General features: G+C 36.7%; 1 protein-coding gene. It reads right to left on the minus strand.

Annotation, left to right across the window (positions count from 1 at the left end; translation table 11 throughout):
* Positions 1–590: 590 nt before the first annotated feature.
* The coding region (locus Q0212_RS10555; protein WP_297925221.1) for a hypothetical protein at positions 591–1,549 on the minus strand (959 nt) is incomplete at its 5' end.

A 1,549-nucleotide genomic window follows, 5' to 3' on the forward strand; every position in this document is an offset into this window, starting at 1 on the left:
AAAATTAGTTTATGTATTTATCGTTAGTTTGTCGCTGTTAGTTTGGGACAAAATACAGTGTTTTTTATGTTGTTGAGTATGATAGTAACGATAGTAAAAGGTTGCTATCATACTATCTATATTTATCAAGGGCTGTAGGGTTTAATAGTATGATAGTATGATAGTCTTAATATACTAAAAACAAGGAATTTTAGGCATAAAAAAAGCCTATCCTTTTTTAGAATAGGCTTACCCCTAAATATAGATTTAGTATATATAATTATAACATATATATAGTATAAAGTAAAGTAATTTAATGTAACTGTATTGTAATTTAAAAAAGAGTATAGGGTATATTTTTATGGTGATGGATGTATATATATATAACTATATATAACTATCATACTATCATACTATTTATCGCTATAAGTTATTGATTTTAAAAATATAATTTGCAAATTTGGCCAACTATCAATCCACTATCAATACTATCATACTCGGCAAATTTTAAAAAACGGAACAAAAAACAATCTATTTTACAGGTGGCGAAAAAAAATCCCTTGTTAAGGGATTTTTTCATTTACAAAAGTTATACACAGGTTGATGTGTGATTACACCGTGTAATACCGTATATATTTAACTTTTGTATGGTTTTTTTCACATTCAACCGCTTTTAGCATTCCTTTTCCAACCATCTCAGCTAGTAGCGTTTCGACCTGTGGTTTGGGTGTTCCGCGTAAACGATTGCAGATGACACCAAGCGTCTCGCCATGCTCTTTATCAATAATTGACAGCACTTTTGCCGCCAAACCATCGCCGCTCTTTTGATTGTCGGTGCTGTACGCTAGTTTTATTTTGCGCTCAACATCTTGCATGGCCAAAGCGTACCCGTAACAAACATGGTCAACAGTACGCAATCCGCTTGGCAATGCACAAATAAGGCTAACCTTAGATGCCAACTCATAACCACGTCTAGCGATTGCTTCCATGCCCGTCGTTCCTTTGTGGTACTCAGCGAGATTATAAAAACGCTCATACACCTCGTTTAAAAGCTCTATAGCGTCTTGTGTTGTGGGTAGCGTGGATTTGTCGCCAATATGTTGTACACGCGCTCCATTGCGCTCTAAAGCGTCATAGTGGCCGTGCGCGTATAGATTGCGCAAAGCATTCGACAAATAGACGGGCATTGGCGTTTTTTTGAATTTAGTTTTACGTTTAGGATTAGTCTCTAAATCGCTAAAAATCATTGCACGCGCCATAAATCCATTGGTCGCCTGTTCAAAGCTCATTAAATCATTAAACGTGACTGGCGTGGTAAAACCTAATAGCGTGAGATAAGGATTCTCTAAACCATCATCAACATTTTGTATGGCCTGTAGTACATCAGCTTGCATATCTTCTAATCGTTGGCGTGTGGTGTCGCTGCCGCTATCCTGCGGTAACTTCTCAATCTTCTTTTCAAGCTGTGCATACTCAAGCGTCAATTTTTGCTTAATGTCGTCCTTTAGGTCACCCGTGATGGGCAAATAGCCATTAGCTTTTGAATAAACACTCATCACTAAACCGACAA

The organism is uncultured Agitococcus sp., from assembly GCF_937920075.1.
Classification (GTDB): domain Bacteria; phylum Pseudomonadota; class Gammaproteobacteria; order Pseudomonadales; family Moraxellaceae; genus Agitococcus.